Origin of the sequence: Nocardia carnea (assembly GCF_029869215.1) — a bacterium.
Classification (GTDB): Bacteria; Actinomycetota; Actinomycetes; order Mycobacteriales; family Mycobacteriaceae; genus Nocardia; species Nocardia carnea_B.
Genome location: NZ_JARWPM010000248.1, coordinates 1 through 4,900 on the forward strand (window position 1 = coordinate 1; position 4,900 = coordinate 4,900).

Below are 4,900 nucleotides of genomic sequence, written 5' to 3' on the forward strand. Positions count from 1 at the left end.
CCCCCCCGGCCCCCCCCCCCCCGCCCCCGGCCCCCCCTACCCGCACCCGGCTGCCGGGCCGGCCCCCCCCCCCCTCCCGCCCGCCCCCCCCCCCCCCCCCCCCCCCGGGGGGGGGGGGGTCCGGGGGGGCCCCCCCCCCCCCCCCCGTGTCCGGTACAAGGCTCAGTTGTCGCGGCCCGGGTCAGTAATAATGCCGCCGGCCACCGACGGGACGGCCCACCGATCCGGCCACGGCCAATACCGCGCCGATGACGAGCAGGATGATGCCGACGGTGGTGAGCAGGCCGATACCGAGCAGGTAACCGGCGATGAGCAGAATGAGGCCGAGAACGATCATGACACTGACTTTCTGATTCGAGATCCGGCGTCCGGTCGACGCCGAAAACTATTTGGCGGATGCCGCACCCTTGCCCGGTTTGCGCAGCAACTTACTCATCGACCAGGCCGGAGTTGCCGGACGGCCGGCGGCGGGCCGCTGCGCCGGTGCCCCGGTCTGGGCGAGATCCCGCTGGGCCGCGGCGATCTCCTTACGCGACTGCCGCAGTTCGCGGCGGGTCGACAGGCCCCGGCGGGTGGACCGCCACGTCCCGGCGGAAACGAGCCCCACACCCAGCCCGCCGGCCACACCGACGGCTATGCCGATGAGGAACAGTTCGCCGGTGGTACCGGCGAAGTGGTAGTCGAAGACCGAGAAGTCGCTGGTCAGCTGGTTGGCATCACTGGTATTGGCCGCGACGCCGGCAACGCCGGCGGCAATCGCCGCGACGGCGATCACGAGCCCGAGAACAATGATCATGGCAATTCCGATGGGTCGAGGAACACTATGCCCCCGCTATTCCCGGTCCAGTCGATGTCAAACGGTGGGAAGTCAAAGTCTTCCGGCCGATTTCACCGGTGGTATCGATTCCCGGCTGTGCCGCGCGGCACGGCGGCACCGGGGCGCGGTCGAGTGGCACACTGCGGGTATGAGCACATCCGAGTGGGCGGACGTAGACGAGTACGTGGTGGACCATCTGGTGCGCGATACCGCGGCGAGCGCGACCCTGCGGGCGAACGCCGAGGCGGGTCTGCCGTCCATCGACGTCTCCGAGGCGCAGGGGAAGTTCCTGTACCTGCTGGCCCGGTCGACCGGGGCGCGGCGGGTACTGGAGATCGGCACGCTGGGTGGCTACAGCACCTTGTGGCTGGCGCGGGCGGTCGGCGGCCGGGGGAGCGTGACGACGCTCGAATTCGAACCGCGGCACGCCCAGGTGGCGCGCGAGAACCTGGACCGGGCGGGGGTCGGGAATACGGTCGATATCCGGATCGGTGCGGCGCTGGAATCGCTGCCGGCCCTGGCCGCAGAAAACCCGGATCCGTTCGACCTGGTCTTCATAGACGCCGACAAGGTGAACAACTCGAACTATGTGCGGTGGGCGCTGCGGTTGAGCCGTCCCGGCGCGGTGATCGTCGTCGACAATGTGGTCCGCGGCGGACGTCTGGCCGATGCCTCCACCGAGGACCCGGCGGTCCGGGCGAGCCGGGAACTGGTCGAACTCCTCGCCGCGGAACCGCGGCTGGACGCGACGGTCCTGCAGACAGTGGGCGCGAAGGGCTGGGACGGTTTCGCTTTCGCCGTGGTGAACTAACCCGGCGGCGCCCGGATCGGCGTGTGCCGAACCCGTTCGCCGCTCCGGCACGGCACACCGGCCGGCTACTTCAGGGTGTGGTCGAACAGCTCCCGCAGCTCCCGGAAGTGCCGCTCGGCCGCTTCTTCCTGATAGGCCGCGGTGTCGGCCATGATGTAGCCGTGCACGGCGTCCGGGTAGACGGCCGTGCGGTGATCGATCCCGGCGGATTTCAGCGCCGCATCGAAGGCGGCGATCTGTTCGGGAGTGTTGGAGCCGTCGTTGTCGGCGTGCCCGGCCAGCACCGCGGCCCGGACCCGGGGGACCTCGGTATGCGGGCTGTCGGGGTCGTCGGTGACGATTCCGCCGGTGTGGAACATCCCGATCGCCGCCACCTCGTCCGGGCGGTGCGCGGCCAGGCGCAGCGCGATACGGCCGCCGAAACAGTATCCGGTCGCGCCGACCGCGGTCCCGGTCACCCCGGGCAGCGCGTGCAGGGTCTCCAGCCAGACCTCACCGTCGGCCCGCAGGACCTCCGGCGTGAGCCGGGCCATCCGCGCACCCACGCCGGACGCGAAGAACGCGTCCCGACTCGCCGGATCGCGCAGGTCGACCGTCGGCGCGAGGTCCGCGGCGCGTCCGTCCCGCCAGAAAACGTGCGGGGCCAGCACCACATACCCCCACGACGCGATCCGGTCCGCCATTCGCTCGATCTGCGGGCGCAACCCGATCGCGTCCTGGAAGAGCAGCACCCCCGGCCCGGACGTGCCGGACACATAGCCCTCCGCACTGCCACCTGGGAGCGATATCTCGATCATCGTCATCCCCGCGACCCTACTCCGGGCAGCGCACGCTCCGGCGGGCGTCTGCCGCCGGCAGGTACCTGCTCCCCTGTGTACTCGTGACCACGACTCCGGTCGCCGACCTGGGCGAGTCGGTGCCGGAACCGCCCGCATGGACAGCGCCCGTGCCGGTTCGCCCAGGTGGTCCCAGTTCCTCCCGGTGCGTGTCCCGCCACGGCCGGCGGGGGTCCGTCGCCGATACTCGGCGGATGACCGGCACCCGCGAGGTTCCCGATACGGCGCCGACGCTCGATCGCCGCCGCCGCAACATCGTGTTCGTCACCATCGTGCTCGGCATGCTGATGGCGGCGCTGGACCAGACGATCGTGGCGACCACGCTGCCGACCATCGTCGCCGATCTCGGCAGCGCCGGGCATATGGCCTGGCTGGTCACCGCGTATATGCTCGCCGAGGCCGTATCGACGGTGCTGGCCGGTAAATTCGGTGACCTGTTCGGCCGCAAACTCGTATTCCAGATCAGCGCGGTGGTCTTCATCCTGGGTTCGGTACTCGCCGGGGTCGCGCAGGACATGCTGACGCTGATCATCGCGCGCGGGATCCAGGGGGTCGGCGCCGGTGGGCTGATGGTGACCGCGATGGCCTTGATCGCCGATGTGATCCCGTTGCGGCAGCGCGGGAAATACCAGGGTGCGATGGGCGCGGTATTCGGGGTCACCACCGTCCTCGGACCCACTCTGGGCGGCCTGTTCACCGATCACGCCAGCTGGCGGTGGTGTTTCTACATCAATGTTCCGGTGGCGGTGGTGATGATCGTGCTCGCCGCCCGGACGATTCCCACGGTGCGCCCGGCCGTGCGCCCGGTGATCGATTACCTCGGTATCGCGCTGGTCGCACTCGGTGTGGCCGGTGTGATCCTCGGGCTCGAATGGGGCGGTTCGGAATACGCCTGGGGGTCGCCGGTGATCATCGGCCTGTTCGCCGGATCGGTGGTGCTACTGGCGGCGTTCGTCCTGGTGGAGAACCGGGCGCCGGAACCGATGCTGCCGATGGACCTGTTCCGCAACCGGGTGTTCACGGTGTGCTCGATCCTCAGTTTCATCGTGGGCTTCGCCATGCTCGGTGCCATGACGTACCTGCCGACGTACCTGCAGTACGTGGACGGTGTCTCGGCGACCGAGTCGGGTTTGCGCACCCTGCCCATGGTGTTCGGTCTCCTGGTGACCTCGATCGTCTCCGGCAATATCGTCTCGACCACCGGCCGGTACAAACCGTTCCCGATCGCCGGTGCGGCCGTGATGGCCCTCGGCCTCTACCTGATGTCGACGATGGGGCGGCACACCGGTATCTGGCTGGAATCGCTGTACATGCTGGTCCTCGGGTTCGGTATCGGGCTGTCCATGCAGGTGCTGACCATCGTCGTGCAGAACACCGTGCCCTACGCGCAGCTGGGTACCGCGACCTCGGGTGTGACGTTCTTCCGCACGGTCGGCAGCGCATTCGGTACCGCGGTGTTCGGCACCCTCTACACCGGGAAACTCGATCCCGCCCTCGCCGCGGCACTGGCCGAGAGCGGTGTGGCGCCGGAGGTCGCGCAGAGCCCGGCGGCCTTGCGGGCGTTGCCCGAAGCGACGGCGGCGCCGATCATCGAGGCCTATACGACCGCCATCGACACCGTGTTCCGATGGGTGGTGCCGGTGGCCCTGGCCGGTTTCGTGGTGGCGTGGTTCCTGCGCGAAGTACCGCTGCGCGACAGCACCCGGGCCCGCGCCGCGGAGCTGGGCGAGGGCTTCTCGATGCCGGATACCGCCGACCGGGCCGCGCAGCTGGAACACGCCGTCGCTCAGGTATTGCGGCGCGACCAGCGGAAGGCGGGCGGTCTGCCGGGGCCTTCGCTGCACGACCTCACCGGTGGCGAACTCCCCGAACCGGTGGCCTAGGCGATCGGTGCGGTACATCTGCGCGCCCGGGTGCGGGGCGGCGCGACCCTCACCGGTATCGCGGACGACCATATGGTCCCGTTGGGTGTCCTCGAACCGGTCTACCGGGATACCGCGCGAGCCGGATTCGTGGCGGTCGACGGGGACACGCTGCGTTTGACCGAAAGCGGTGAGCGACAGGCCCAGCGTTTCCGGCGGGTCTGGCGGGACTGGCTGGACAACCGGCTGCAGGACTGGGCCTTCGACGATCCCGCCGACCGGTCCCGGCTCGACCGGGCGCTCGACAAGATGGCCGGCGAGCTGCTGGACGAACAGGGCAGCCGTCCCTCGTTCGCCGGCTGATCCGCACGCGCACCTCGTCAACCACCGGCGGTGGCGCCGAGGGGGGGGGGGGGGGCGGCCCCCCCCGCGCGGGCGGGGGGCGGCGGGGGCGCCCGCCCCCCCCGGCGGGGCGGGGGCGGGCCCGGCCGCTCGGCGCCACCGCCGGAGGTTGACGAGGTGCGCGTGCGGATCAGCCGGCGAACGAGGGACGGCTGCCCTGTTCGTCCAGCAG

General features: G+C 70.3%; 6 protein-coding genes. 3 read left to right on the top strand and 3 right to left on the bottom strand.

Annotated elements, in window-relative coordinates:
* Window positions 1-181: 181 nt before the first annotated feature.
* Both QH276_RS17440 and QH276_RS17445 read right to left on the bottom strand, forming a co-directional pair.
* Entirely contained in the window at window positions 182-337 is a 156-nt protein-coding gene (locus QH276_RS17440) for a DUF6131 family protein (RefSeq protein ID WP_280396816.1), read from the bottom strand.
* A 48-nt stretch (window positions 338-385) separates the two neighbouring features.
* A complete protein-coding gene (locus tag QH276_RS17445) occupies window positions 386-796 on the bottom strand; it encodes a hypothetical protein (RefSeq protein WP_280396817.1) in 411 nt (136 codons plus the stop codon).
* A 169-nt stretch (window positions 797-965) separates the two neighbouring features.
* On the opposite strand from QH276_RS17445, the gene QH276_RS17450 reads away from it, so the two are divergent.
* Window positions 966-1,628, top strand: a complete 663-nt coding sequence (locus QH276_RS17450) for an O-methyltransferase (protein ID WP_280396818.1) — start codon at window positions 966-968, stop codon at window positions 1,626-1,628.
* Window positions 1,629-1,693: 65 nt separating this feature from the next.
* On the opposite strand, the gene QH276_RS17455 is transcribed toward QH276_RS17450, so the two are convergent.
* Window positions 1,694-2,431 (bottom strand): dienelactone hydrolase family protein, encoded by a 738-nt coding sequence (locus tag QH276_RS17455; RefSeq protein ID WP_280396819.1) that lies wholly within the window; start codon window positions 2,429-2,431, stop codon window positions 1,694-1,696.
* Between the two features lie 227 nt (window positions 2,432-2,658).
* On the opposite strand from QH276_RS17455, the gene QH276_RS17460 reads away from it, so the two are divergent.
* Complete coding sequence (locus QH276_RS17460; protein WP_280396820.1) at window positions 2,659-4,347, top strand: MDR family MFS transporter; 1,689 nt, start codon at window positions 2,659-2,661, stop codon at window positions 4,345-4,347.
* A gap of 30 nt (window positions 4,348-4,377) precedes the next feature.
* Window positions 4,378-4,689, top strand: coding sequence for a hypothetical protein (locus QH276_RS17465; RefSeq protein ID WP_280396821.1), 312 nt, complete (start codon window positions 4,378-4,380; stop codon window positions 4,687-4,689).
* Window positions 4,690-4,900 lie beyond the last annotated feature (211 nt).